Source organism: Thermus parvatiensis (genome assembly GCF_001535545.1).
Classification (GTDB): Bacteria; Deinococcota; Deinococci; order Deinococcales; family Thermaceae; genus Thermus; species Thermus parvatiensis.
The window spans coordinates 405,811-425,979 of the sequence record NZ_CP014141.1; the positions used below are offsets into that span (position 1 = coordinate 405,811).

Here is a 20,169-nt window from a genome sequence, read left to right on the forward strand (position 1 = left end):
GTATGGCGGTCAAGGTAGAGTACGACCTCAAGCGGCTCCGGAACATCGGCATCGCCGCCCACATTGACGCGGGCAAGACCACCACCACCGAGCGCATCCTCTACTACACCGGCAAGATCCACAAGATCGGTGAGGTCCACGAGGGTGCTGCCACCATGGACTTCATGGAGCAGGAGCGGGAGCGGGGCATCACCATCACCGCCGCCGTGACCACCTGCTTCTGGAAGGACCACCGCATCAACATCATCGACACCCCGGGCCACGTGGACTTCACCATTGAGGTGGAGCGCTCCATGCGGGTCCTGGACGGGGCCATCGTGGTCTTTGACTCCAGCCAGGGGGTGGAGCCCCAGTCGGAGACCGTCTGGCGCCAGGCGGAGAAGTACCACGTCCCCCGCATCGCCTTCGCCAACAAGATGGACAAGACCGGGGCCGACCTCTGGCTCGTGATCCGCACCATGCAGGAGCGCCTGGGGGCGCGCCCGGTGGTGATGCAGCTCCCCATCGGCCGGGAGGACACCTTCTCGGGGATCATTGACGTCCTCCGGATGAAGGCCTACACCTACGGCAACGACCTGGGCACGGACATCCGCGAGATCCCCATCCCCGAGGAGTACCTGAACCAGGCCCGGGAGTATCACGAGAAGCTCGTGGAGGTGGCCGCCGACTTTGACGAGAACATCATGCTGAAGTACCTCGAGGGCGAGGAGCCCACCGAGGAAGAGCTGGTGGCCGCCATCCGCAAGGGCACCATTGACCTCAAGATCACCCCCGTCTTCCTGGGCTCCGCCCTGAAGAACAAGGGCGTCCAGCTCCTCCTGGACGCGGTGGTGGACTACCTGCCCTCCCCCTTGGACATCCCCCCATCAAGGGCACCACGCCTGAGGGCGAGGTGGTGGAGATCCACCCCGACCCCAATGGCCCCTTGGCGGCCTTGGCCTTCAAGATCATGGCCGACCCCTACGTGGGCCGCCTCACCTTCATCCGCGTCTACTCGGGGACCCTCACCTCGGGCTCCTACGTCTACAACACCACCAAGGGCCGCAAGGAACGGGTGGCCCGGCTCCTCCGCATGCACGCCAACCACCGGGAGGAGGTGGAGGAGCTCAAGGCGGGCGACCTGGGCGCCGTGGTGGGCCTCAAGGAGACGATCACCGGGGACACCCTGGTGGGCGAGGACGCGCCCCGGGTGATCCTGGAGTCCATTGAGGTGCCCGAGCCCGTGATTGACGTGGCCATTGAGCCCAAGACCAAGGCCGACCAGGAGAAGCTTTCCCAGGCCCTGGCCCGCCTGGCGGAGGAGGACCCCACCTTCCGCGTCTCCACCCACCCCGAGACCGGCCAGACCATCATCAGTGGGATGGGCGAGCTCCACCTGGAGATCATCGTGGACCGGCTCAAGCGGGAGTTCAAGGTGGACGCCAACGTGGGCAAGCCCCAGGTGGCGTACCGGGAGACCATTACCAAGCCGGTGGACGTGGAGGGCAAGTTCATCCGCCAGACCGGCGGCCGCGGCCAGTACGGCCACGTGAAGATCAAGGTGGAGCCCCTCCCCCGCGGCTCGGGCTTTGAGTTCGTCAACGCCATTGTGGGCGGGGTGATCCCCAAGGAGTACATCCCCGCCGTGCAGAAGGGGATCGAGGAGGCCATGCAGTCCGGGCCCCTGATCGGCTTCCCCGTGGTGGACATCAAGGTCACCCTCTACGACGGCTCCTACCACGAGGTGGACTCCTCCGAGATGGCCTTCAAGATCGCCGGCTCCATGGCCATCAAGGAGGCGGTGCAGAAGGGGGACCCGGTGATCCTCGAGCCCATCATGCGGGTGGAGGTCACCACCCCCGAGGAGTACATGGGGGACGTCATCGGCGACCTGAACGCCCGGCGGGGGCAGATCCTGGGGATGGAGCCCCGGGGCAACGCCCAGGTGATCCGGGCCTTCGTGCCCTTGGCGGAGATGTTCGGCTACGCCACGGACCTGCGCTCCAAGACCCAGGGGCGGGGCTCCTTCGTCATGTTCTTTGACCACTACCAGGAGGTGCCCAAGCAGGTCCAGGAGAAGCTCATCAAGGGTCAATAGCGCGGCTTCGGGGTGGGCCTTTTTAGGGCCCGCCCCTTCCTTGCGAGGAGGACAGAGATGGCGAAGGGCGAGTTTATTCGGACGAAGCCTCACGTGAACGTGGGGACGATTGGGCACGTGGACCACGGGAAGACGACGCTGACGGCGGCGTTGACGTATGTGGCGGCGGCGGAGAATCCGAATGTAGAGGTTAAGGACTACGGGGAGATTGACAAGGCGCCGGAGGAGCGTGCGCGGGGGATTACGATCAACACGGCGCACGTGGAGTACGAGACGGCGAAGCGGCACTATTCCCACGTGGACTGCCCTGGGCACGCGGACTACATCAAGAACATGATCACGGGTGCCGCGCAGATGGACGGGGCGATCCTTGTGGTGTCGGCGGCGGACGGGCCGATGCCGCAGACGCGGGAGCACATTTTGTTGGCGCGGCAGGTGGGGGTTCCGTACATTGTGGTGTTCATGAACAAGGTGGACATGGTGGATGATCCGGAACTCCTGGACCTGGTGGAGATGGAGGTGCGGGACCTTTTGAACCAGTACGAGTTTCCTGGGGACGAGGTTCCGGTGATTCGGGGGAGTGCGTTGCTTGCGCTTGAGCAGATGCACAAGAACCCGAAGACGAGGCGTGGGGAGAACGAGTGGGTGGACAAGATTTGGGAGTTGTTGGACGCGATTGACGAGTACATTCCCACGCCGGTGCGGGACGTGGACAAGCCGTTCTTGATGCCGGTGGAGGACGTGTTTACGATCACGGGTCGTGGGACGGTGGCCACGGGTCGGATTGAGCGGGGCAAGGTGAAGGTTGGGGACGAGGTGGAGATTGTGGGCCTTGCTCCGGAGACGCGGAAGACGGTGGTGACGGGTGTGGAGATGCACCGGAAGACCCTGCAGGAGGGGATTGCTGGGGACAATGTGGGGGTGCTCCTGCGGGGTGTGAGCCGGGAGGAGGTGGAGCGGGGGCAGGTGCTGGCGAAGCCTGGGAGCATTACGCCGCACACGAAGTTTGAGGCGTCGGTGTATGTGCTGAAGAAGGAGGAGGGGGGTAGGCACACGGGGTTTTTTTCGGGGTACCGTCCGCAGTTTTACTTTCGGACGACGGACGTGACGGGTGTGGTGCAGTTGCCTCCGGGCGTGGAGATGGTGATGCCTGGGGACAACGTGACGTTTACGGTGGAGCTGATCAAGCCGGTGGCGCTGGAGGAGGGTTTGCGGTTTGCCATCCGTGAGGGTGGGCGGACCGTGGGCGCCGGCGTCGTCACCAAGATCCTGGAGTGAGGTGAGGTATGCCCAAGATCCGCATCAAGCTCCGGGGTTTTGACCACAAGACCCTGGACGCCTCGGCCCAGAAGATCGTGGAGGCGGCCCGGCGTTCCGGGGCCCAGGTCTCCGGTCCCATCCCCCTACCCACCCGGGTGCGCCGCTTCACCGTGATCCGGGGGCCCTTCAAGCACAAGGACTCCCGGGAGCACTTTGAGCTGCGCACCCACAACCGGCTTGTGGACATCATCAACCCCAACCGAAAGACCATTGAGCAGCTCATGACCCTGGACCTGCCCACCGGGGTGGAGATTGAGATCAAGACCGTAGGAGGTGGCCGGTGAAGGGCATCTTGGGCGTCAAGGTGGGCATGACCCGCATCTTCCGCGACGACCGCGCCGTCCCCGTCACGGTCATCCTTGCGGGGCCGTGCCCCGTGGTGCAGCGCCGCACCCCGGAGAAGGACGGCTACACCGCGGTGCAGCTGGGCTTCCTTCCCCAAAACCCCAAGCGGGTGAACCGCCCCCTTAAGGGGCACTTCGCCAAGGCCGGGGTGGGGCCCGTGCGCATCCTGCGGGAGATCCGGGACTTCAACCCCGAAGGCGACACGGTCACGGTGGAGATCTTCAAGCCCGGGGAGCGCGTGGACGTGACGGGCACCTCCAAGGGCCGGGGCTTCGCCGGCGTGATGAAGCGCTGGAACTTCGCGGGCGGCCCCGACTCCCACGGCGCCCACAAGATCCACCGCCACCCCGGCTCCATCGGGAACCGCAAGACCCCCGGTCGCGTCTACAAGGGCAAGAAGATGGCGGGCCACTACGGGGCCGAGCGCGTGACGGTCATGAACCTCGAGGTGGTGGACGTCATCCCCGAGGAGAACCTGCTTTTGGTCAAGGGGGCCGTCCCCGGTCCCAACGGCGGCCTGGTCATCGTCCGCGAGACCAAGAAGGCGGCCAAGTGAAGGAGGTAGCGGTGTACCAGATTCCCGTCCTTTCCCCTAGCGGCAGGCGCGAGCTTGCCGCCGACCTGCCCGCGGAGATCAACCCCCACCTCCTCTGGGAGGTGGTCCGGTGGCAGCTGGCCAAGCGCCGCCGGGGCACCGCCAGCACGAAGACCCGGGGCGAGGTGGCCTACTCCGGCCGGAAGATCTGGCCGCAGAAGCACACCGGCCGTGCCCGCCACGGCGACATCGGCGCCCCCATCTTCGTGGGCGGCGGCGTGGTCTTCGGTCCCAAGCCCCGGGACTACAGCTACACCCTGCCCAAGAAGGTCCGGAAGAAGGGGCTCGCCATGGCCGTGGCCGACCGGGCCCGGGAGGGGAAGCTCCTCCTCGTGGAGGCGTTTGCCGGGGTCAACGGCAAGACCAAGGAGTTCCTGGCCTGGGCCAAGGAGGCGGGCTTGGACGGCTCCGAGAGCGTCCTCCTGGTGACCGGAAACGAGCTGGTCCGCCGGGCGGCCCGCAACCTGCCCTGGGTGGTGACCCTGGCCCCGGAGGGGCTCAACGTCTACGACATCGTCCGTACGGAGCGGCTGGTCATGGACCTGGACGCTTGGGAGGTCTTCCAGAACCGCATAGGGGGTGAGGCGTGAAGACCGCCTACGACGTGATCCTGGCCCCGGTGCTTTCGGAGAAGGCCTACGCGGGCTTCGCCGAGGGCAAGTACACCTTCTGGGTGCACCCCAAGGCCACCAAGACCGAGATCAAGAACGCCGTGGAGACGGCCTTCAAGGTCAAGGTGGTCAAGGTGAACACCCTCCACGTGCGGGGCAAGAAGAAGCGGCTTGGGCGCTACCTGGGTAAGCGCCCCGACAGGAAGAAGGCCATCGTTCAGGTGGCCCCCGGGCAGAAGATCGAGGCCCTGGAGGGCCTCATCTAGACCTCGCCGGGAAAGGGAGCCCGGCCCTGATCCGGCAAGGAGGAAGAGGAAATGGCCGTTAAGAAGTTCAAACCCTACACCCCGAGCCGCCGCTTCATGACGGTGGCCGACTTCTCCGAGATCACCAAGACGGAGCCCGAGAAGTCCCTGGTCAAGCCCCTGAAGAAGACGGGAGGGCGGAACAACCAGGGGCGGATCACGGTGCGCTTCCGCGGCGGCGGCCACAAGCGCTTGTACCGCATCATTGACTTCAAGCGCTGGGACAAGGTGGGCATTCCCGCCAAGGTGGCGGCCATTGAGTACGACCCCAACCGCTCGGCCCGCATCGCCCTTTTGCACTACGTGGACGGGGAGAAGCGGTACATCATCGCCCCGGACGGCCTCCAGGTGGGGCAGCAGGTGGTGGCGGGTCCCGACGCCCCCATTCAGGTGGGCAACGCCCTGCCCCTGCGCTTCATCCCCGTGGGCACCGTGGTCCACGCCGTGGAGCTTGAGCCCAAGAAGGGGGCCAAGCTGGCCCGCGCCGCTGGGACCAGCGCCCAGATCCAGGGCCGGGAAGGGGATTACGTGATCCTGCGCCTGCCTTCCGGGGAGCTTAGGAAGGTGCACGGGGAGTGCTACGCCACGGTGGGCGCCGTGGGCAACGCCGACCACAAGAACATCGTCCTGGGCAAGGCGGGCCGCAGCCGCTGGCTCGGCCGCAGGCCTCACGTCCGCGGCGCCGCCATGAACGCCGTGGATCACCCCCACGGCGGTGGTGAGGGCCGGGCGCCTAGGGGCCGTCCTCCCGCCTCGCCTTGGGGCTGGCAGACCAAGGGGCTCAAGACCAGGAAGCGGCGTAAGCCTTCCAGCCGCTTCATCATCGCCCGTCGCAAGAAGTGAGGTGAGGTATGCCGCGTAGTCTCAAGAAAGGCGTCTTCGTAGACGACCACCTCTTGGAGAAGGTCCTGGAGCTCAACGCCAAGGGGGAGAAGCGGCTCATCAAGACCTGGAGCCGCCGCTCCACCATCGTGCCCGAGATGGTGGGGCACACCATCGCGGTCTACAACGGCAAGCAGCACGTGCCCGTCTACATCACCGAGAACATGGTGGGGCACAAGCTGGGGGAGTTCGCCCCCACCCGGACCTACCGGGGGCACGGCAAAGAGGCCAAGGCCACCAAGAAGAAGTAGCCATGGAAGCGAAAGCGATCGCCCGATACGTGCGCATCTCCCCGCGGAAGGTCCGCCTGGTGGTGGACCTGATCCGGGGAAAGAGCCTCGAGGAGGCCCGCAACATCCTGCGCTACACCAACAAGCGGGGGGCTTACTTCGTGGCCAAGGTGCTGGAGTCCGCCGCCGCCAACGCGGTGAACAATCACGACATGTTGGAGGACCGGCTTTACGTGAAGGCGGCCTACGTGGACGAGGGCCCCGCCCTGAAGCGGGTGCTTCCCAGGGCCCGGGGCCGGGCGGACATCATCAAGAAGAGGACCAGCCACATCACCGTGATCCTGGGGGAGAAGCATGGGAAATAAGATCCACCCCATCGGTTTCCGGCTCGGCATCACCCGGGACTGGGAGTCCCGCTGGTACGCCGGCAAGAAGCAGTACCGCCACCTGCTCCTCGAGGACCAGAGGATCCGGGGCCTTTTGGAGAAGGAGCTCTACTCGGCGGGCCTCGCCCGGGTGGACATTGAGCGGGCCGCCGACAACGTGGCCGTGACCGTCCACGTGGCCAAGCCCGGGGTGGTCATCGGCCGGGGTGGCGAGCGGATCCGGGTGCTCCGGGAGGAGCTGGCCAAGCTCACCGGCAAGAACGTGGCCCTGAACGTCCAGGAGGTGCAGAACCCCAACCTCTCCGCCCCCCTCGTGGCCCAGCGGGTGGCGGAGCAGATTGAGCGCCGCTTCGCCGTGCGCCGGGCCATCAAGCAGGCGGTCCAGCGGGTCATGGAGTCCGGGGCCAAGGGGGCCAAGGTGATCGTCTCCGGCCGCATCGGCGGGGCCGAGCAGGCGCGCACCGAGTGGGCCGCCGAGGGGCGGGTGCCCCTCCACACCCTGCGTGCTAACATAGACTACGGCTTTGCCTTGGCCCGGACCACCTACGGCGTCCTCGGGGTCAAGGCCTACATCTTCCTGGGCGAGGTGATCGGCGGCCAGAAGCCCAAGGCCCGGCCCGAGCTGCCGAAGGCCGAGGAGAGGCCCCGCCGCCGTCGCCCTGCCGTGCGCGTGAAGAAGGAGGAGTGAGCCATGCTGATGCCCAGGCGCATGAAGTACCGCAAGCAGCAACGGGGGCGGCTCAAGGGCGCCACCAAGGGCGGGGACTACGTGGCCTTCGGGGACTATGGCCTCGTGGCCCTCGAGCCCGCCTGGATCACGGCCCAGCAGATTGAGGCCGCCCGTGTGGCCATGGTGCGCCACTTCCGCCGCGGCGGGAAGATCTTCATCCGCATCTTCCCCGACAAGCCCTACACCAAGAAGCCCCTCGAGGTGCGAATGGGTAAGGGGAAGGGCAACGTGGAGGGGTACGTGGCCGTGGTGAAGCCCGGCCGGGTCATGTTTGAGGTCGCCGGGGTCACGGAGGAGCAGGCCCTGGAGGCCCTGCGCATCGCGGGCCACAAGCTCCCCATCAAGACCAAGATCGTGAGGAGGGACGCCTACGATGAAGCTCAGTGAGGTGAGGAAGCAGCTGGAGGAGGCCCGGAAGCTCTCCCCCGTGGAGCTGGAGAAGCTCGTGCGGGAGAAGAAGCGGGAGCTCATGGAGCTCCGCTTCCAGGCCTCCATCGGCCAGCTTTCCCAAAACCACAAGATCCGGGACCTCAAGCGCCAGATCGCCAGGCTCCTTACGGTCTTGAACGAGAAGAGGAGGCAGAATGCCTAAGAAGGTCCTCACCGGGGTGGTGGTCAGCGACAAGATGCAGAAGACCGTCACGGTCTTGGTGGAGCGCCAGTTCCCCCACCCCCTCTACGGCAAGGTGATCAAGCGCTCCAAGAAGTACCTGGCCCACGACCCCGAGGAGAAGTACAAGCTGGGGGACGTGGTGGAGATCATTGAGTCCCGGCCCATCTCCAAGCGCAAGCGCTTCCGGGTGCTCCGCCTGGTGGAGTCGGGCCGGATGGACCTGGTGGAGAAGTACCTCATCCGCCGCCAGAACTACCAGAGCCTTTCCAAGCGGGGAGGTAAGGCATGATCCAGCCGCAGACCTACCTCGAGGTGGCCGACAACACCGGGGCCCGGAAGATCATGTGCATCCGGGTGCTCAAGGGCTCCAACGCCAAGTACGCCACCGTGGGGGACGTGATCGTGGCCAGCGTCAAGGAGGCCATCCCCCGGGGGGCGGTCAAGGAAGGGGACGTGGTCAAGGCCGTGGTGGTGCGCACCAAGAAGGAGGTCAAGCGCCCCGACGGCTCCGCCATCCGCTTTGACGACAACGCCGCCGTGATCATCAACAACCAGCTGGAGCCCCGCGGCACCCGCGTCTTCGGCCCCGTGGCCCGGGAGCTTCGCGAGAAGGGCTTCATGAAGATCGTCTCCCTGGCGCCGGAGGTGCTCTAATGCGGGTGAAGATGCACGTGAAGAAGGGGGACACGGTTCTCGTGGCCTCCGGCAAGTACAAGGGCCGGGTGGGCAAGGTGAAGGAGGTCTTGCCCAAGAAGTACGCCGTCATCGTGGAGGGGGTCAACATCGTGAAGAAGGCGGTGCGGGTGAGCCCTAAGTACCCCCAGGGCGGCTTCATTGAGAAGGAGGCCCCCCTGCACGCCTCCAAGGTCCGCCCCATCTGCCCCGCCTGCGGCAAGCCCACCCGGGTGCGGAAGAAGTTCCTGGACAACGGCAAGAAGATCCGGGTCTGCGCCAAGTGCGGCGGGGCCCTGGACACGGAGGAGTGAGGTATGCCCTTGGACGTGGCCCTTAAGCGCAAGTACTACGAGGAGGTCCGCCCCGAGCTCATCCGCCGCTTCGGCTACCAGAACGTCTGGGAGGTGCCCAGGCTGGAGAAGGTGGTCATCAACCAGGGGTTGGGCGAGGCCAAGGAGGACGCCCGCATCCTGGAGAAGGCGGCCCAGGAGCTCGCCCTCATCACGGGGCAGAAGCCCGCGGTCACCCGGGCCAAGAAGTCCATCTCCAACTTCAAGCTCCGCAAGGGGATGCCCATCGGCCTCCGGGTCACCCTGCGGCGCGACCGGATGTGGATCTTCCTGGAAAAGCTCCTCAACGTGGCCCTTCCCCGCATCCGCGACTTCCGGGGGCTCAACCCGAATAGCTTTGACGGCCGGGGCAACTACAACCTGGGCCTGAGGGAGCAGCTCATCTTCCCGGAGATCACCTACGACATGGTGGACGCCCTGCGGGGCATGGACATCGCGGTGGTGACCACCGCCGAGACCGACGAGGAGGCCCGGGCCCTTTTGGAGCTTTTGGGCTTCCCCTTCCGCAAGTGAGGTTGCGATGGCGAGAAAGGCGCTTATTGAAAAAGCCAAGCGAACGCCCAAGTTCAAGGTTCGGGCCTACACCCGCTGCGTGCGGTGCGGCCGCGCCCGGAGCGTGTACCGCTTCTTCGGGCTCTGCCGGATCTGCCTGCGGGAGCTTGCCCACAAGGGGCAGCTTCCCGGGGTGCGGAAGGCCAGCTGGTAGGCCGTGGTCCGGTCGGGGGGGTTCTCCCGAGACCGCATGGGCCAGGAGTAGCGACAAAGGAGAGCGGAAATGCTGACGGATCCCATCGCCGACATGCTGACCCGGATCAGGAACGCCACCCGGGTCTACAAGGAGAGCACGGACGTGCCCGCCTCCCGCTTCAAGGAGGAGATCCTGAGGATCCTCGCGCGGGAGGGGTTCATCAAGGGGTACGAACGGGTGGACGTGGACGGCAAGCCCTACCTGCGGGTCTACCTGAAGTACGGCCCCCGGCGCCAAGGGCTTGACCCCAGGCCGGAGCAGGTGATCCACCACATCCGGCGGATCAGCAAGCCGGGGCGGCGGGTGTACGTGGGGGTCAAGGAGATCCCCCGGGTGCGCCGGGGCCTGGGGATCGCCATCCTCTCCACCTCCAAGGGGGTTCTCACCGACCGTGAGGCCCGGAAGCTGGGCGTGGGCGGCGAGCTCATCTGCGAGGTGTGGTGATGTCTAGGATCGGAAGGCTACCCATTCCCGTACCCAAGGGCGTGAGCGTGGAGGTGGCCCCCGGGCGGGTCAAGGTCAAGGGCCCCAAGGGGGAGCTGGAGGTTCCGGTAAACCCCGAGATGCGGGTGGTGGTGGAGGAGGGCGTGGTCCGGGTGGAGCGGCCCTCCGACGAGCGCCGCCACAAGAGCCTCCACGGCCTGACCCGCACCCTCATCGCCAACGCGGTCAAGGGCGTTTCCGAGGGGTACAGCAAGGAGCTCCTCATCAAGGGCATCGGCTACCGGGCCCGGCTCGTGGGGCGGGCCCTCGAGCTCACCGTGGGCTTCAGCCACCCCGTGGTGGTGGAGCCCCCGGAGGGCATCACCTTTGAGGTGCCCGAGCCTACCCGGATCCGGGTCTTGGGGATTGACAAGCAGAAGGTGGGGCAGGTGGCCGCCAACATCCGGGCCATCAAAAAGCCCAGCGCCTACCACGAGAAGGGGATCTACTACGCGGGCGAGCCGGTCCGCCTCAAGCCGGGTAAGGCCGGGGCCAAGAAGTAGCGGGGGGAGAGATGGCACGTTTGACCGCTTACGAGCGCCGTAAGTTCCGCGTGCGCAACCGCATCAAGCGCACCGGGAGGCTCCGCCTCTCCGTCTTCCGGAGCCTGAAGCACATCTACGCCCAGATCATTGACGACGAGAAGGGGGTTACCCTGGTGTCCGCCTCCAGCCTGGCCCTGAAGCTCAAGGGCAACAAGACGGAGGTGGCCCGCCAGGTGGGCCGGGCCTTGGCGGAGAAGGCCCTGGCGCTTGGCATCAAACAGGTGGCCTTTGACCGGGGGCCCTACAAGTACCACGGCCGGGTGAAGGCCCTGGCGGAAGGGGCCCGGGAAGGCGGCCTCGAGTTCTAAGGGAGGAGACCCATGCCGGAGACCGACTTTGAAGAGAAGATGATCCTGATCCGGCGCACCGCCCGGATGCAGGCGGGCGGGCGCCGCTTCCGCTTCGGCGCTTTGGTGGTGGTGGGCGACCGTCAGGGCCGGGTGGGCCTGGGTTTCGGCAAGGCCCCCGAGGTGCCCCTGGCGGTGCAGAAGGCGGGGTACTACGCCCGCCGCAACATGGTGGAGGTGCCTCTCCAGAACGGCACCATCCCCCACGAGATTGAGGTGGAGTTCGGGGCCTCCAAGATCGTGCTGAAGCCGGCGGCCCCGGGCACGGGGGTGATCGCGGGTGCGGTGCCCCGGGCCATCCTAGAGCTCGCCGGGGTGACCGACATCCTCACCAAGGAGCTCGGGAGCCGCAACCCCATCAACATCGCCTACGCTACCATGGAGGCCCTGCGGCAACTCAGGACCAAGGCCGACGTGGAGCGGCTCAGGAAGGGGGAGGCCCATGCCCAGGCTCAAGGTTAAGCTGGTGAAGAGCCCCATCGGCTACCCCAAGGACCAGAAGGCGGCCCTCAAGGCCCTGGGGCTTAGGCGGCTCCAGCAGGAGCGGGTCCTCGAGGACACCCCCGCCATCCGGGGGAATGTGGAGAAGGTGGCGCACCTCGTACGCGTGGAGGTGGTGGAATGAAGCTTTCCGATCTCAGGCCCAACCCGGGGGCCAACAAGCAGCGCAAGCGGGTGGGTCGGGGCCCGGGCTCCGGCCACGGCAAGACGGCGACCCGCGGGCACAAGGGGCAGAAGTCCCGCTCCGGCGGGCTCAAGGACCCGCGCCGCTTTGAGGGCGGCCGGTCCACGACCCTGATGCGCCTGCCCAAGCGGGGCATGCAGGGGCAGGTGCCCGGGGAGATCAAGCGCCCCCGGTACCAGGGGGTGAACCTGAAGGACCTCGCCCGCTTTGAGGGTGAGGTGACCCCGGAGCTTCTGATCCGGGCGGGCATTTTGAAGAAGGGGTACCGCCTCAAGATCCTGGGGGAGGGCGAGGCCAAGCCCCTCAAGGTGGTGGCCCACGCCTTCTCCAAGAGCGCCCTAGAGAAGTTGAAGGCCGCGGGCGGGGAGCCGGTCCTCCTGGAGGCCTGAGATGCTCAAGGCCTTCTGGAGCGCCCTGCAGATCCCCGAGCTCCGCCAGCGGGTGCTCTTTACCCTCCTCGTCCTCGCCGCCTACCGCCTTGGGGCCTTCATCCCCACCCCGGGGGTGGACCTGGACAAGATCCAGGAATTCCTGCGCACGGCCCAAGGCGGGGTCTTCGGCATCATCAACCTCTTCTCCGGGGGCAACTTTGAGCGCTTCTCCATCTTCGCCCTGGGCATCATGCCCTACATCACCGCGGCCATCATCATGCAGATCCTGGTCACGGTGGTGCCGGCCCTGGAGAAGCTCTCCAAGGAGGGAGAAGAGGGGCGGCGCATCATCAACCAGTACACCCGCATCGGGGGCATTGCCCTGGGCGCCTTCCAGGGGTTCTTCCTGGCCACGGCCTTTTTGGGGGCTGAGGGGGGCCGCTTTCTCCTGCCGGGTTGGTCCCCCGGCCCCTTCTTCTGGTTCGTGGTGGTGGTGACCCAGGTGGCGGGCATCGCCCTCCTCCTGTGGATGGCGGAGCGCATCACCGAGTACGGCATCGGCAACGGCACGAGCCTCATCATCTTCGCAGGGATCGTGGTGGAGTGGCTTCCCCAGATCCTGCGCACCATAGGCCTCATCCGCACCGGGGAGGTCAACCTGGTGGCCTTCCTTTTCTTCCTGGCCTTCATCGTGCTGGCCTTCGCCGGCATGGCCGCCGTCCAGCAGGCCGAGCGCAGGATCCCCGTCCAGTACGCCCGCAAGGTGGTGGGGCGCAGGGTCTACGGGGGCCAGGCCACCTACATCCCCATCAAGCTCAACGCCGCCGGGGTGATTCCCATCATCTTCGCTGCGGCCATCCTGCAGATCCCCATCTTCCTGGCCGCCCCCTTCCAGGACAACCCCGTGCTGCAGGGCATCGCCAACTTCTTCAACCCCACCCGGCCTTCGGGGCTCTTCATAGAGGTCCTCCTCGTCATCCTCTTCACCTACGTCTACACCGCCGTCCAGTTTGACCCCAAGCGCATCGCCGAGTCGCTGCGGGAGTACGGGGGGTTCATCCCGGGGATCCGCCCGGGTGAGCCCACGGTGAAGTTCCTGGAGCACATCGTTTCCCGCCTCACCCTCTGGGGGGCCCTCTTCCTGGGGCTCGTGACCCTACTTCCCCAGATCATTCAGAACCTCACCGGCATCCACAGCATCGCCTTCTCGGGCATCAGTCTCCTCATCGTGGTGGGCGTGGCCTTGGACACCCTGAGGCAGGTGGAAAGCCAGCTTATGCTCAGGAGCTACGAGGGCTTCCTCTCCCGCGGGCGCCTGCGGGGGCGGAACCGGTAGGAGGTGGACGTGGGACAGGCGGTGATCTTCCTGGGGCCTCCGGGGGCGGGCAAGGGCACCCAGGCCTCGAGGCTTGCCGAGGAGCTCGGTTTTAAGAAGCTCTCCACGGGGGACATCCTCCGGGACCACGTGGCCCGGGGGACCCCTTTGGGCGAGCGGGTGAGGCCCATCATGGAGCGGGGGGACCTGGTCCCCGACGACCTCATCCTGGAGCTGATCCGGGAGGAGCTGGCCGAGCGGGTGATCTTTGATGGCTTTCCCCGCACCCTGGCCCAGGCCGAGGCCTTGGACCGCCTCCTCGCGGAGACCGGCACCCGGCTCCTCGGGGTGGTGCTGGTGGAGGTCCCCGAGGAGGAGCTCGTCCGGCGCATCCTAAAGCGGGCCGAGCTCGAGGGCCGCTCCGACGACAACGAGGAGACCGTGAGGCGCCGCCTCGAGGTCTACCGGGAGAAAACCGAGCCCCTGGTGGGCTACTATGAGGCCAGGGGGGTGTTGAAGCGGGTGGACGGGCTCGGCACCCCGGACGAGGTTTACGCCCGGATCCGGGCGGCGTTAGGGATCTGATGGCCATCAAGCTGAAAAGCCCCTGGGAGATCGAGCGCATGCGGGAGGCGGGGGCCCTCCTCACCGAGGTGGTGGAGGAGGTGGCCCGCCACGTGGAGCCCGGCGTGTCCACCTGGGAGCTGGACCAGATCGCCTACGAGGCCATCCGCAGGCGCAAGGCCAAGCCCGCCTTCCTCGGGCTCTACGGCTTCCCCGCCACCTTGTGCACCTCGGTGAACGAGGTGGTGGTCCACGGCATCCCCTCCAAGGAGCCCCTGAAGGAGGGGGACATCCTCTCCGTGGACGTGGGCCTCATCTACCAGGGGTTCGCCGCCGACATGGCCCGTACCTTCCCCGTGGGCCGGGTCTCGCCGGAGGCGGAGCGGCTCATCCGGGACACGGAGGCCGCCTTCTGGGAGGGGATGAAGTACCTGCGCCCGGGCTTCCGCCTCGGTGACGTGGGCCACGCCATCCAGACCTTCTTAGAAAGCCGGGGCTACGGGGTGGTCCGGGAGTTCGTGGGGCACGGGGTGGGCCGGGAGATCCACGAGGACCCCCAGGTGCCGAACTTCGGCAAGCCCGGGACCGGGCCCAAGATCCGCCCTGGGATGACCCTGGCCCTCGAGCCCATGGTCACCTTAAGGCCCGCACCTGTGGTAATATTGGACGATGGCTGGACGGCGAGCGCCGGCCGAGGCAACCTCGCCGCCCATTACGAGAACACCGTCCTGGTGACGGAAGAAGGCCCCGAGCTTCTCACCGGGGTCGCCCTGGCGCGGGCCGAGTAGGGAGGGGTATGGCGAAGGAGAAGGACACCATTCGGACGGAGGGCGTGGTCACCGAGGCGTTGCCCAACGCCACTTTTCGCGTGAAGCTGGACTCGGGGCCGGAGATTTTGGCCTACATCTCGGGCAAGATGCGGATGCACTACATCCGCATCCTCCCCGGGGACCGGGTGGTGGTGGAGATCACCCCCTACGACCCCACGCGGGGCCGGATCGTTTACCGCAAGTAGGAGGCAGGCATGAAGGTGCGCGCGTCGGTCAAGAGGATCTGCGACAAGTGCAAGGTGATCCGCCGGCACGGGCGGGTCTACGTCATCTGCGAGAACCCCAAGCATAAGCAGCGGCAGGGTTAGGGAGGAGGACTGTGGCGAGGATCGCAGGGGTAGAGATTCCTAGGAACAAGCGGGTGGACGTCGCCCTCACCTACATCTACGGCATCGGCAAGGCCCGGGCCAAGGAGGCCCTGGAGAAGACGGGGATCAACCCCGCCACCCGGGTGAAGGACCTCACCGAGGCGGAGGTGGTCCGCCTCCGGGAGTACGTGGAGAACACCTGGAAGCTGGAGGGGGAGCTCAGGGCCGAGGTGGCGGCCAACATCAAGCGCCTCATGGACATCGGCTGCTACCGGGGTCTTAGGCACCGGCGGGGGCTGCCGGTGCGGGGCCAGCGGACCCGCACCAACGCCCGCACCCGCAAGGGGCCCCGCAAGACGGTGGCGGGCAAGAAGAAGGCCCCGAGGAAGTGAGCCTGAGGGCCAGAGGATACTCCGGAGAGGGAGAGTATGGCCAAGAAGCCGAGCAAGAAAAAGGTCAAGCGGCAGGTGGCGAGCGGTCGCGCCTACATCCACGCCTCCTACAACAACACCATCGTCACCATCACCGACCCGGACGGCAACCCCATCACCTGGTCTTCGGGCGGCGTCATCGGCTACAAGGGAAGCCGTAAGGGCACCCCTTACGCCGCCCAGCTCGCGGCCCTGGACGCCGCCAAGAAGGCCATGGCCTACGGCATGCAGAGCGTGGACGTGATCGTGCGGGGCACCGGGGCGGGCCGGGAGCAGGCCATAAGGGCCCTCCAGGCCTCCGGCCTCCAGGTGAAGTCCATCGTGGACGACACCCCCGTCCCCCACAACGGCTGCAGGCCCAAGAAGAAGTTCCGTAAGGCTTCCTAGAAGGAGTGAGCGATGGGTCGTTACATTGGTCCAGTTTGCCGTCTTTGCCGCCGGGAAGGCGTGAAGCTCTACCTCAAGGGGGAGCGGTGCTACAGCCCCAAGTGCGCCATGGAGCGCCGCCCCTACCCCCCTGGGCAGCACGGGCAGAAGCGGGCGCGCCGCCCCTCCGACTACGCGGTGCGGCTTAGGGAGAAGCAGAAGCTCCGCCGGATCTACGGCATCTCCGAGCGCCAGTTCCGCAACCTGTTTGAGGAGGCGAGCAGGAAGAAGGGCGTCACCGGCTCCGTCTTCCTTGGGCTCTTGGAGTCCCGCCTGGACAACGTGGTCTACCGGCTGGGCTTCGCCGTAAGCCGCCGCCAGGCCCGCCAGCTGGTGCGCCACGGGCACATCACCGTGAACGGGCGCCGGGTGGACCTTCCCTCCTACCGGGTCCGGCCCGGGGACGAGATCGCCGTGGCCGAGAAGAGCCGCAACCTCGAGCTCATCCGCCAGAACCTCGAGGCCATGAAGGGCCGGAAGGTGGGCCCCTGGCTCTCCCTGGATGTGGAGGGCATGAAGGGCAAGTTCCTCCGCCTGCCCGACCGGGAGGACCTGGCCCTGCCCGTGAACGAGCAGCTGGTGATCGAGTTCTACTCCAGGTAAGCCCCTGGAAGGAGGCGTATGTTGGATTCCAAGCTCAAGGCCCCGGTCTTCACGGTGCGCACCCAGGGGCGGGAGTACGGGGAGTTCGTCCTGGAGCCCCTGGAGCGGGGCTTCGGCGTCACCCTGGGAAACCCCCTAAGGCGCATCCTCCTTTCCTCCATCCCCGGGACCGCGGTCACCAGCGTCTACATTGAGGACGTCCTCCACGAGTTTTCCACCATCCCTGGGGTCAAGGAGGACGTGGTGGAGATCATCCTCAACCTCAAGGAGCTGGTGGTCCGGTTCCTGAACCCCAACCTCCAGACCGTAACCCTCCTCCTCAAGGCCGAGGGCCCCAAGGAGGTGAAGGCGCGGGACTTCCTTCCTGTGGCCGACGTGGAGATCATGAACCCCGACCTCCACATCGCCACCCTGGAGGAGGGGGGGCGGCTCAACATGGAGGTCCGGGTGGACCGGGGGGTGGGGTACGTCCCGGCGGAGAAGCACGGCATCAAGGACCGGATCAACGCCATCCCGGTGGACGCCGTCTTCTCCCCGGTGCGCCGCGTGGCCTTCCAGGTGGAGGACACCCGCCTGGGGCAGCGCACCGACCTGGACAAGCTCACCCTCAGGATCTGGACCGACGGCTCCGTCACCCCCCTCGAGGCCCTGAACCAGGCGGTGGAGATCCTCCGGGAGCACCTCACCTACTTCTCCAACCCCCAGGCGGCCGCCGTGGCGGTCCCCGAGGAGGCCAAGGAGCCCGAGGCGCCGCCAGAGCGGGAGGAGGAGCTGGACCTGCCCTTGGAGGAGCTCGGCCTCTCCACCCGGGTGCTCCACAGCCTCAAGGAGGAGGGCATTGAGTCCGTCCGGGCCCTTCTCGCCCTCAACCTCAAGGACCTGAAGAACATCCCCGGGATTGGGGAGCGGAGCCTGGAGGAGATCAAGGAAGCCCTGGAAAAGAAGGGCTTCACCCTGAAGGAGTGAGACCATGCGCCACCTGAAGTCCGGACGTAAGCTGAACCGCCACTCTTCCCACCGCTTGGCCCTTTACCGCAACCAGGCGAAAAGCCTCCTCACCCACGGCCGCATCACCACCACCGTGCCCAAGGCCAAGGAGCTCAGGGGGTTTGTGGACCACCTCATCCACCTGGCCAAGCGGGGCGACCTCCACGCCCGCAGGCTGGTCCTTAGGGACCTCCAGGACGTGAAGCTGGTGCGGAAGCTCTTTGACGAGATCGCCCCCCGCTACCGGGACCGCCAGGGGGGGTACACCCGGGTCCTCAAGCTGGCGGAGCGCCGGCGGGGGGACGGGGCCCCGCTCGCCCTGGTGGAGCTGGTGGAGTAGCCCCGCCGGGACCGGCCCCCCGGAGCCTCGGCCCGGGGGGCTTTGGGCTACCCCGTGCCGGCGGGGCACGGGGGCTTTCCCCAAGGGTCCGCGCGTGGGGTGCGGGCGCTTAGCCTCCGGGGTCCTGCTTGCGCTCGCCCAGAAGGCGCAGGATCTGGTCCTCCAGCTCCCCGATGTAGGCGGCGAGGGTGTTCCCGTGCTTCTCCAGGGTTTCCGCCACCTCCTCTTTCAGGGCCTTAAGCTCCTCGCGCTCCGCTTCCCGTAGGGCCTGGAACTCCCCTTCCAGGTAGCGGCGGAGCTCGGTGAAGCGGCTTTGCTCCGCGTCCTCCGCGAGCTTTTTGTAGTGGAGGAGTTCCCGAGCGTAGCGCCGCACCTCCAGGAGGGCGGCGGTCTCGAGGCCGAGGGTGAAGAGGAGGTAGAGGAGGGTCACAACCCCTAAGGCCACGAGGAGGACCAGGCCCAAAGGGGCCTCCACCCGGGTGAACCCCAGGGAGAGGGGGGCCGTCCGGGTGACCTCCGGCCAGTTGAGCCAGGCGAAGAGGCCGCCTAGGACCAGGACGAGAAGGGCAAAAAAAGTGCGCGCTCCCATAGAGCCTCCAATAACGCCTTGGCCGATTATACACTTGCCCCATGGGCTACCTTTACGTCCTGCTGGCGGCGTTTCTTTGGGGCCTCATCGGGCCTTTAAGCCGTATGGCCTTCCAGGAGGGGCTTACCCCTTTGACGGTGGCCTTCTACCGGGCGCTTTTGAGCTGGATCTTCTTTCTGGCCCACGCAATCTGGACGGGAAGCCTTCGGGTGGCGCCCCGGGACCTGCCTGTCTTTCCCCTCTTCGGCCTTCTGGGGGTGGCCCTCTTCTACGGGGCCTACCAGCTCGCCGTCCTCTACGGGGGGGCGGCCTTGGCCTCGGTCCTCCTCTACACCGCCCCCGCCTGGGTGGCCCTCCTCTCCTGGGCCTTCCTCCGGGAGCCCCCCACGGCCAGGTCCTGGGGGGCGGTGGCCTTGACCCTCCTCGGGGTGGGGCTTTTGGGCCTGGGCGGGGGGAGCGAGGTGCGCTTCGGGGTGCGGGCCTTCCTCTTCGGCTTGGCCTCCGGCTTCTTTTACGCCCTTCACTACCTTCTCGGCAAGCTTTACCTTAGCCGTTACACCACCCCCACCTTCTTCGCCTACGCCCTGCCCGTGGCCGCTTTGGCCCTTGCGCCCTGGGCGGAGTTCGGCCCCTTGACCCCCCGGGCGCTGGGCGCCCTCCTGGCCTTAAGCCTCTTCTCCACCTACGGGGCCTACCTCGCCTTTTACGCCGGCCTCAGGCGGCTTCCCGCCACCGTGGCCAGCGTGGTGGCCACCTTGGAGCCCGTGGTGGCCGTGGTCCTCGCCTACCTGCTTTTCGGCGAGGTCCTTTCGCCCTTGGGCTATTTCGGGGCTTTGCTCGTGATCCTGGCGGTGCTTCTTGCGGTGCGGCGCTAAAGGGTTCCGCCCCGTGGGACGCCCAGGCTGGGGCTGTGGGGCCGTTAGCCGAGGAGGCCCTCCACGAAGGGCCGCCAGTCCGGGGGGACCTCCTTGAGGTCCAAAAGGAAGAGGGGCACCCTCGGGGGCTTCGGGGGGCGGAGGAGGCGCATCCCCGCTTCCTCGGGGGTGCGGTCCCCCTTCCTGAGGTTGCAGCTGCGGCAGGCGGCCACCAGGTTGTCCCAGGTGCTCTTGCCCCCGCGGCTTTTGGGGAGGACGTGGTCCACGGTGAGCTCCCCGCCCTTTTGGCCGCAGTACTGGCAGGTGTAGCGGTCACGCCGGAGGACGTTTCTGCGGTTCAAGGGGACGCGCCCCGGCCTGCGGCGGACCATGCGCTTGAGGCGGACGACGCTGGGGACGGGGATCCGGGTGGAGGGGGTGTTGAGGTAAAGGCCGCTTTCCGAGACCATCTCCGCCCCGCCCCGAGAACGAGGAGCACGGCCCGCTTGATGCTGGCCAGGCCCAGGACCTCGTAGGCGGCGTTGAGGACCAGGACCCGTGGGGCGTCCAGGTTCACGGCCTCAGCTTAGCACAGGGGTGTGCTATGCTAGCGGCAAAGAGGGG

34 protein-coding genes and 2 pseudogenes are annotated in these 20,169 nt (G+C 66.8%); 34 read left to right on the forward strand and 2 right to left on the reverse strand.

Translation table 11 applies throughout. The features are described 5' to 3' along the window. The first annotated feature begins 2 nt into the window (after nt 1-2). The 33 genes and pseudogenes from fusA (at nt 3) to rplQ (ending at nt 18,102) form a co-directional block, all read left to right on the forward strand. A pseudogene (gene fusA, locus AV541_RS02285) lies at nt 3-2,077 on the forward strand (elongation factor G). Between the two features lie 57 nt (nt 2,078-2,134). Continuing rightward, nucleotides 2,135-3,355: an elongation factor Tu gene (gene tuf / locus AV541_RS02290; protein WP_060383976.1), complete on the forward strand. Its 1,221-nt coding sequence runs from the start codon at nt 2,135-2,137 to the stop codon at nt 3,353-3,355. Nucleotides 3,356-3,363: 8 nt separating this feature from the next. Continuing rightward, nucleotides 3,364-3,681 carry a 30S ribosomal protein S10 gene (gene rpsJ / locus AV541_RS02295; protein ID WP_008633424.1) on the forward strand — a complete coding sequence of 106 codons (318 nt, stop codon included), beginning with the start codon at nt 3,364-3,366 and terminating at the stop codon, nt 3,679-3,681. Continuing rightward, on the forward strand, nt 3,678-4,298 hold the full coding sequence (gene rplC / locus AV541_RS02300; protein ID WP_060384140.1) for a 50S ribosomal protein L3: 621 nt from the start codon (nt 3,678-3,680) through the stop codon (nt 4,296-4,298). Before rpsJ ends, rplC begins: the two co-directional genes overlap by 4 nt. Nucleotides 4,299-4,309: 11 nt before the next feature. Continuing rightward, nucleotides 4,310-4,927 carry a 50S ribosomal protein L4 gene (gene rplD, locus AV541_RS02305; protein ID WP_011173713.1) on the forward strand — a complete coding sequence of 206 codons (618 nt, stop codon included), beginning with the start codon at nt 4,310-4,312 and terminating at the stop codon, nt 4,925-4,927. After that, nucleotides 4,924-5,214 carry a 50S ribosomal protein L23 gene (locus AV541_RS02310; RefSeq protein WP_008633421.1) on the forward strand — a complete coding sequence of 97 codons (291 nt, stop codon included), beginning with the start codon at nt 4,924-4,926 and terminating at the stop codon, nt 5,212-5,214. The genes rplD and AV541_RS02310 overlap by 4 nt, the downstream gene beginning before the upstream one ends. 51 nt (nt 5,215-5,265) lie before the next feature. Then, complete coding sequence (gene rplB / locus AV541_RS02315; RefSeq protein WP_060384141.1) at nt 5,266-6,096, forward strand: 50S ribosomal protein L2; 831 nt, start codon at nt 5,266-5,268, stop codon at nt 6,094-6,096. A gap of 8 nt (nt 6,097-6,104) precedes the next feature. Beyond that, nucleotides 6,105-6,386, forward strand: coding sequence for a 30S ribosomal protein S19 (gene rpsS / locus AV541_RS02320; protein WP_011173711.1), 282 nt, complete (start codon nt 6,105-6,107; stop codon nt 6,384-6,386). A 2-nt stretch (nt 6,387-6,388) separates the two neighbouring features. Continuing rightward, a complete protein-coding gene (gene rplV, locus AV541_RS02325) occupies nt 6,389-6,730 on the forward strand; it encodes a 50S ribosomal protein L22 (protein ID WP_011173710.1) in 342 nt (113 codons plus the stop codon). Continuing rightward, on the forward strand, nt 6,720-7,439 hold the full coding sequence (rpsC, locus tag AV541_RS02330; protein ID WP_060384142.1) for a 30S ribosomal protein S3: 720 nt from the start codon (nt 6,720-6,722) through the stop codon (nt 7,437-7,439). Before rplV ends, rpsC begins: the two co-directional genes overlap by 11 nt. Nucleotides 7,440-7,442: 3 nt before the next feature. After that, complete coding sequence (gene rplP / locus AV541_RS02335; RefSeq protein ID WP_008633417.1) at nt 7,443-7,868, forward strand: 50S ribosomal protein L16; 426 nt, start codon at nt 7,443-7,445, stop codon at nt 7,866-7,868. Beyond that, complete coding sequence (gene rpmC, locus AV541_RS02340; RefSeq protein WP_008633416.1) at nt 7,855-8,073, forward strand: 50S ribosomal protein L29; 219 nt, start codon at nt 7,855-7,857, stop codon at nt 8,071-8,073. Before rplP ends, rpmC begins: the two co-directional genes overlap by 14 nt. Further along, nucleotides 8,066-8,383: a 30S ribosomal protein S17 gene (rpsQ, locus tag AV541_RS02345; protein ID WP_011173708.1), complete on the forward strand. Its 318-nt coding sequence runs from the start codon at nt 8,066-8,068 to the stop codon at nt 8,381-8,383. Before rpmC ends, rpsQ begins: the two co-directional genes overlap by 8 nt. After that, a complete protein-coding gene (rplN, locus tag AV541_RS02350) occupies nt 8,380-8,748 on the forward strand; it encodes a 50S ribosomal protein L14 (RefSeq protein ID WP_003043914.1) in 369 nt (122 codons plus the stop codon). Before rpsQ ends, rplN begins: the two co-directional genes overlap by 4 nt. Beyond that, nucleotides 8,748-9,080, forward strand: a complete 333-nt coding sequence (gene rplX / locus AV541_RS02355; protein ID WP_060384143.1) for a 50S ribosomal protein L24 — start codon at nt 8,748-8,750, stop codon at nt 9,078-9,080. The genes rplN and rplX overlap by 1 nt, the downstream gene beginning before the upstream one ends. Before the next feature lie 3 nt (nt 9,081-9,083). Further along, nucleotides 9,084-9,632 (forward strand): 50S ribosomal protein L5, encoded by a 549-nt coding sequence (gene rplE, locus AV541_RS02360; protein ID WP_011228843.1) that lies wholly within the window; start codon nt 9,084-9,086, stop codon nt 9,630-9,632. A 7-nt stretch (nt 9,633-9,639) separates the two neighbouring features. After that, nucleotides 9,640-9,825, forward strand: coding sequence for a type Z 30S ribosomal protein S14 (locus AV541_RS02365; protein WP_008633399.1), 186 nt, complete (start codon nt 9,640-9,642; stop codon nt 9,823-9,825). A gap of 69 nt (nt 9,826-9,894) precedes the next feature. Further along, complete coding sequence (gene rpsH / locus AV541_RS02370; RefSeq protein ID WP_060384144.1) at nt 9,895-10,311, forward strand: 30S ribosomal protein S8; 417 nt, start codon at nt 9,895-9,897, stop codon at nt 10,309-10,311. Further along, nucleotides 10,311-10,853, forward strand: a complete 543-nt coding sequence (gene rplF / locus AV541_RS02375) for a 50S ribosomal protein L6 (protein WP_060384145.1) — start codon at nt 10,311-10,313, stop codon at nt 10,851-10,853. The genes rpsH and rplF overlap by 1 nt, the downstream gene beginning before the upstream one ends. Nucleotides 10,854-10,864: 11 nt before the next feature. Continuing rightward, a complete protein-coding gene (gene rplR, locus AV541_RS02380) occupies nt 10,865-11,203 on the forward strand; it encodes a 50S ribosomal protein L18 (protein ID WP_008633391.1) in 339 nt (112 codons plus the stop codon). A 12-nt stretch (nt 11,204-11,215) separates the two neighbouring features. Further along, nucleotides 11,216-11,704, forward strand: coding sequence for a 30S ribosomal protein S5 (gene rpsE / locus AV541_RS02385; RefSeq protein ID WP_008633389.1), 489 nt, complete (start codon nt 11,216-11,218; stop codon nt 11,702-11,704). Then, nucleotides 11,685-11,867 carry a 50S ribosomal protein L30 gene (gene rpmD / locus AV541_RS02390; protein WP_008633387.1) on the forward strand — a complete coding sequence of 61 codons (183 nt, stop codon included), beginning with the start codon at nt 11,685-11,687 and terminating at the stop codon, nt 11,865-11,867. The genes rpsE and rpmD overlap by 20 nt, the downstream gene beginning before the upstream one ends. Then, the gene (gene rplO / locus AV541_RS02395) at nt 11,864-12,316 is read left to right on the forward strand and encodes a 50S ribosomal protein L15 (RefSeq protein ID WP_060384146.1); all 453 of its coding nucleotides are present in this window, start codon (nt 11,864-11,866) and stop codon (nt 12,314-12,316) included. Before rpmD ends, rplO begins: the two co-directional genes overlap by 4 nt. Before the next feature lies 1 nt (nt 12,317). After that, a complete protein-coding gene (gene secY, locus AV541_RS02400) occupies nt 12,318-13,634 on the forward strand; it encodes a preprotein translocase subunit SecY (RefSeq protein ID WP_060384147.1) in 1,317 nt (438 codons plus the stop codon). Between the two features lie 3 nt (nt 13,635-13,637). Further along, on the forward strand, nt 13,638-14,198 hold the full coding sequence (locus AV541_RS02405; RefSeq protein WP_082709623.1) for an adenylate kinase: 561 nt from the start codon (nt 13,638-13,640) through the stop codon (nt 14,196-14,198). Next, a complete protein-coding gene (gene map / locus AV541_RS02410) occupies nt 14,198-14,965 on the forward strand; it encodes a type I methionyl aminopeptidase (RefSeq protein ID WP_060384149.1) in 768 nt (255 codons plus the stop codon). The genes AV541_RS02405 and map overlap by 1 nt, the downstream gene beginning before the upstream one ends. Before the next feature lie 8 nt (nt 14,966-14,973). Beyond that, on the forward strand, nt 14,974-15,192 hold the full coding sequence (infA, locus tag AV541_RS02415; RefSeq protein ID WP_008633373.1) for a translation initiation factor IF-1: 219 nt from the start codon (nt 14,974-14,976) through the stop codon (nt 15,190-15,192). Between the two features lie 9 nt (nt 15,193-15,201). After that, a complete protein-coding gene (gene rpmJ / locus AV541_RS02420) occupies nt 15,202-15,315 on the forward strand; it encodes a 50S ribosomal protein L36 (protein WP_008633370.1) in 114 nt (37 codons plus the stop codon). Between the two features lie 11 nt (nt 15,316-15,326). Continuing rightward, a complete protein-coding gene (rpsM, locus tag AV541_RS02425) occupies nt 15,327-15,707 on the forward strand; it encodes a 30S ribosomal protein S13 (protein ID WP_008633368.1) in 381 nt (126 codons plus the stop codon). Nucleotides 15,708-15,743: 36 nt separating this feature from the next. Beyond that, nucleotides 15,744-16,133 carry a 30S ribosomal protein S11 gene (rpsK, locus tag AV541_RS02430; protein WP_008633365.1) on the forward strand — a complete coding sequence of 130 codons (390 nt, stop codon included), beginning with the start codon at nt 15,744-15,746 and terminating at the stop codon, nt 16,131-16,133. Between the two features lie 12 nt (nt 16,134-16,145). Then, a complete protein-coding gene (rpsD, locus tag AV541_RS02435; RefSeq protein WP_008633363.1) occupies nt 16,146-16,775 on the forward strand; it encodes a 30S ribosomal protein S4 in 630 nt (209 codons plus the stop codon). Between the two features lie 18 nt (nt 16,776-16,793). Next, nucleotides 16,794-17,741 carry a DNA-directed RNA polymerase subunit alpha gene (locus tag AV541_RS02440; protein WP_060384150.1) on the forward strand — a complete coding sequence of 316 codons (948 nt, stop codon included), beginning with the start codon at nt 16,794-16,796 and terminating at the stop codon, nt 17,739-17,741. A gap of 4 nt (nt 17,742-17,745) precedes the next feature. Next, on the forward strand, nt 17,746-18,102 hold the full coding sequence (gene rplQ / locus AV541_RS02445; protein ID WP_008633358.1) for a 50S ribosomal protein L17: 357 nt from the start codon (nt 17,746-17,748) through the stop codon (nt 18,100-18,102). A 109-nt stretch (nt 18,103-18,211) separates the two neighbouring features. On the opposite strand, the gene AV541_RS02450 is transcribed toward rplQ, so the two are convergent. Further along, entirely contained in the window at nt 18,212-18,691 is a 480-nt protein-coding gene (locus tag AV541_RS02450; RefSeq protein ID WP_060384151.1) for a hypothetical protein, read from the reverse strand. 41 nt (nt 18,692-18,732) lie between these two features. On the opposite strand from AV541_RS02450, the gene AV541_RS02455 reads away from it, so the two are divergent. Further along, a complete protein-coding gene (locus tag AV541_RS02455) occupies nt 18,733-19,566 on the forward strand; it encodes a DMT family transporter (RefSeq protein WP_060384152.1) in 834 nt (277 codons plus the stop codon). 44 nt (nt 19,567-19,610) lie between these two features. On the opposite strand, the pseudogene AV541_RS02460 reads toward AV541_RS02455, so the two are convergent. Beyond that, a pseudogene (locus tag AV541_RS02460) lies at nt 19,611-20,122 on the reverse strand (HNH endonuclease). Nucleotides 20,123-20,169: the final 47 nt, after the last annotated feature.

Bases quoted from the DNA above. Each gene is read 5' to 3' on its own strand.
- rplR (WP_008633391.1), top strand. From the start codon at position 10,865: ATGGCACGTTTGACCGCTTACGAGCGCCGTAAGTTCCGCGTGCGCAAC.
- rplE (WP_011228843.1), top strand. From the start codon at position 9,084: ATGCCCTTGGACGTGGCCCTTAAGCGCAAGTACTACGAGGAGGTCCGC.
- AV541_RS02455 (WP_060384152.1), top strand. From the start codon at position 18,733: ATGGGCTACCTTTACGTCCTGCTGGCGGCGTTTCTTTGGGGCCTCATC.
- rpsS (WP_011173711.1), top strand. From the start codon at position 6,105: ATGCCGCGTAGTCTCAAGAAAGGCGTCTTCGTAGACGACCACCTCTTG.
- rplX (WP_060384143.1), top strand. From the start codon at position 8,748: ATGCGGGTGAAGATGCACGTGAAGAAGGGGGACACGGTTCTCGTGGCC.
- rpsK (WP_008633365.1), top strand. From the start codon at position 15,744: ATGGCCAAGAAGCCGAGCAAGAAAAAGGTCAAGCGGCAGGTGGCGAGC.
- rpsD (WP_008633363.1), top strand. From the start codon at position 16,146: ATGGGTCGTTACATTGGTCCAGTTTGCCGTCTTTGCCGCCGGGAAGGC.
- AV541_RS02365 (WP_008633399.1), top strand. From the start codon at position 9,640: ATGGCGAGAAAGGCGCTTATTGAAAAAGCCAAGCGAACGCCCAAGTTC.
- rplB (WP_060384141.1), top strand. From the start codon at position 5,266: ATGGCCGTTAAGAAGTTCAAACCCTACACCCCGAGCCGCCGCTTCATG.
- rplF (WP_060384145.1), top strand. From the start codon at position 10,311: ATGTCTAGGATCGGAAGGCTACCCATTCCCGTACCCAAGGGCGTGAGC.
- rplQ (WP_008633358.1), top strand. From the start codon at position 17,746: ATGCGCCACCTGAAGTCCGGACGTAAGCTGAACCGCCACTCTTCCCAC.
- infA (WP_008633373.1), top strand. From the start codon at position 14,974: ATGGCGAAGGAGAAGGACACCATTCGGACGGAGGGCGTGGTCACCGAG.
- rpmD (WP_008633387.1), top strand. From the start codon at position 11,685: ATGCCCAGGCTCAAGGTTAAGCTGGTGAAGAGCCCCATCGGCTACCCC.
- rplP (WP_008633417.1), top strand. From the start codon at position 7,443: ATGCTGATGCCCAGGCGCATGAAGTACCGCAAGCAGCAACGGGGGCGG.
- rpsH (WP_060384144.1), top strand. From the start codon at position 9,895: ATGCTGACGGATCCCATCGCCGACATGCTGACCCGGATCAGGAACGCC.
- AV541_RS02450 (WP_060384151.1), bottom strand. From the start codon at position 18,691: ATGGGAGCGCGCACTTTTTTTGCCCTTCTCGTCCTGGTCCTAGGCGGC.
- secY (WP_060384147.1), top strand. From the start codon at position 12,318: ATGCTCAAGGCCTTCTGGAGCGCCCTGCAGATCCCCGAGCTCCGCCAG.
- rpsQ (WP_011173708.1), top strand. From the start codon at position 8,066: ATGCCTAAGAAGGTCCTCACCGGGGTGGTGGTCAGCGACAAGATGCAG.
- rpmC (WP_008633416.1), top strand. From the start codon at position 7,855: ATGAAGCTCAGTGAGGTGAGGAAGCAGCTGGAGGAGGCCCGGAAGCTC.
- rplN (WP_003043914.1), top strand. From the start codon at position 8,380: ATGATCCAGCCGCAGACCTACCTCGAGGTGGCCGACAACACCGGGGCC.
- rpsE (WP_008633389.1), top strand. From the start codon at position 11,216: ATGCCGGAGACCGACTTTGAAGAGAAGATGATCCTGATCCGGCGCACC.
- map (WP_060384149.1), top strand. From the start codon at position 14,198: ATGGCCATCAAGCTGAAAAGCCCCTGGGAGATCGAGCGCATGCGGGAG.
- rpsC (WP_060384142.1), top strand. From the start codon at position 6,720: ATGGGAAATAAGATCCACCCCATCGGTTTCCGGCTCGGCATCACCCGG.
- tuf (WP_060383976.1), top strand. From the start codon at position 2,135: ATGGCGAAGGGCGAGTTTATTCGGACGAAGCCTCACGTGAACGTGGGG.
- rplO (WP_060384146.1), top strand. From the start codon at position 11,864: ATGAAGCTTTCCGATCTCAGGCCCAACCCGGGGGCCAACAAGCAGCGC.
- rpsJ (WP_008633424.1), top strand. From the start codon at position 3,364: ATGCCCAAGATCCGCATCAAGCTCCGGGGTTTTGACCACAAGACCCTG.
- rpmJ (WP_008633370.1), top strand. From the start codon at position 15,202: ATGAAGGTGCGCGCGTCGGTCAAGAGGATCTGCGACAAGTGCAAGGTG.
- rplV (WP_011173710.1), top strand. From the start codon at position 6,389: ATGGAAGCGAAAGCGATCGCCCGATACGTGCGCATCTCCCCGCGGAAG.
- AV541_RS02440 (WP_060384150.1), top strand. From the start codon at position 16,794: ATGTTGGATTCCAAGCTCAAGGCCCCGGTCTTCACGGTGCGCACCCAG.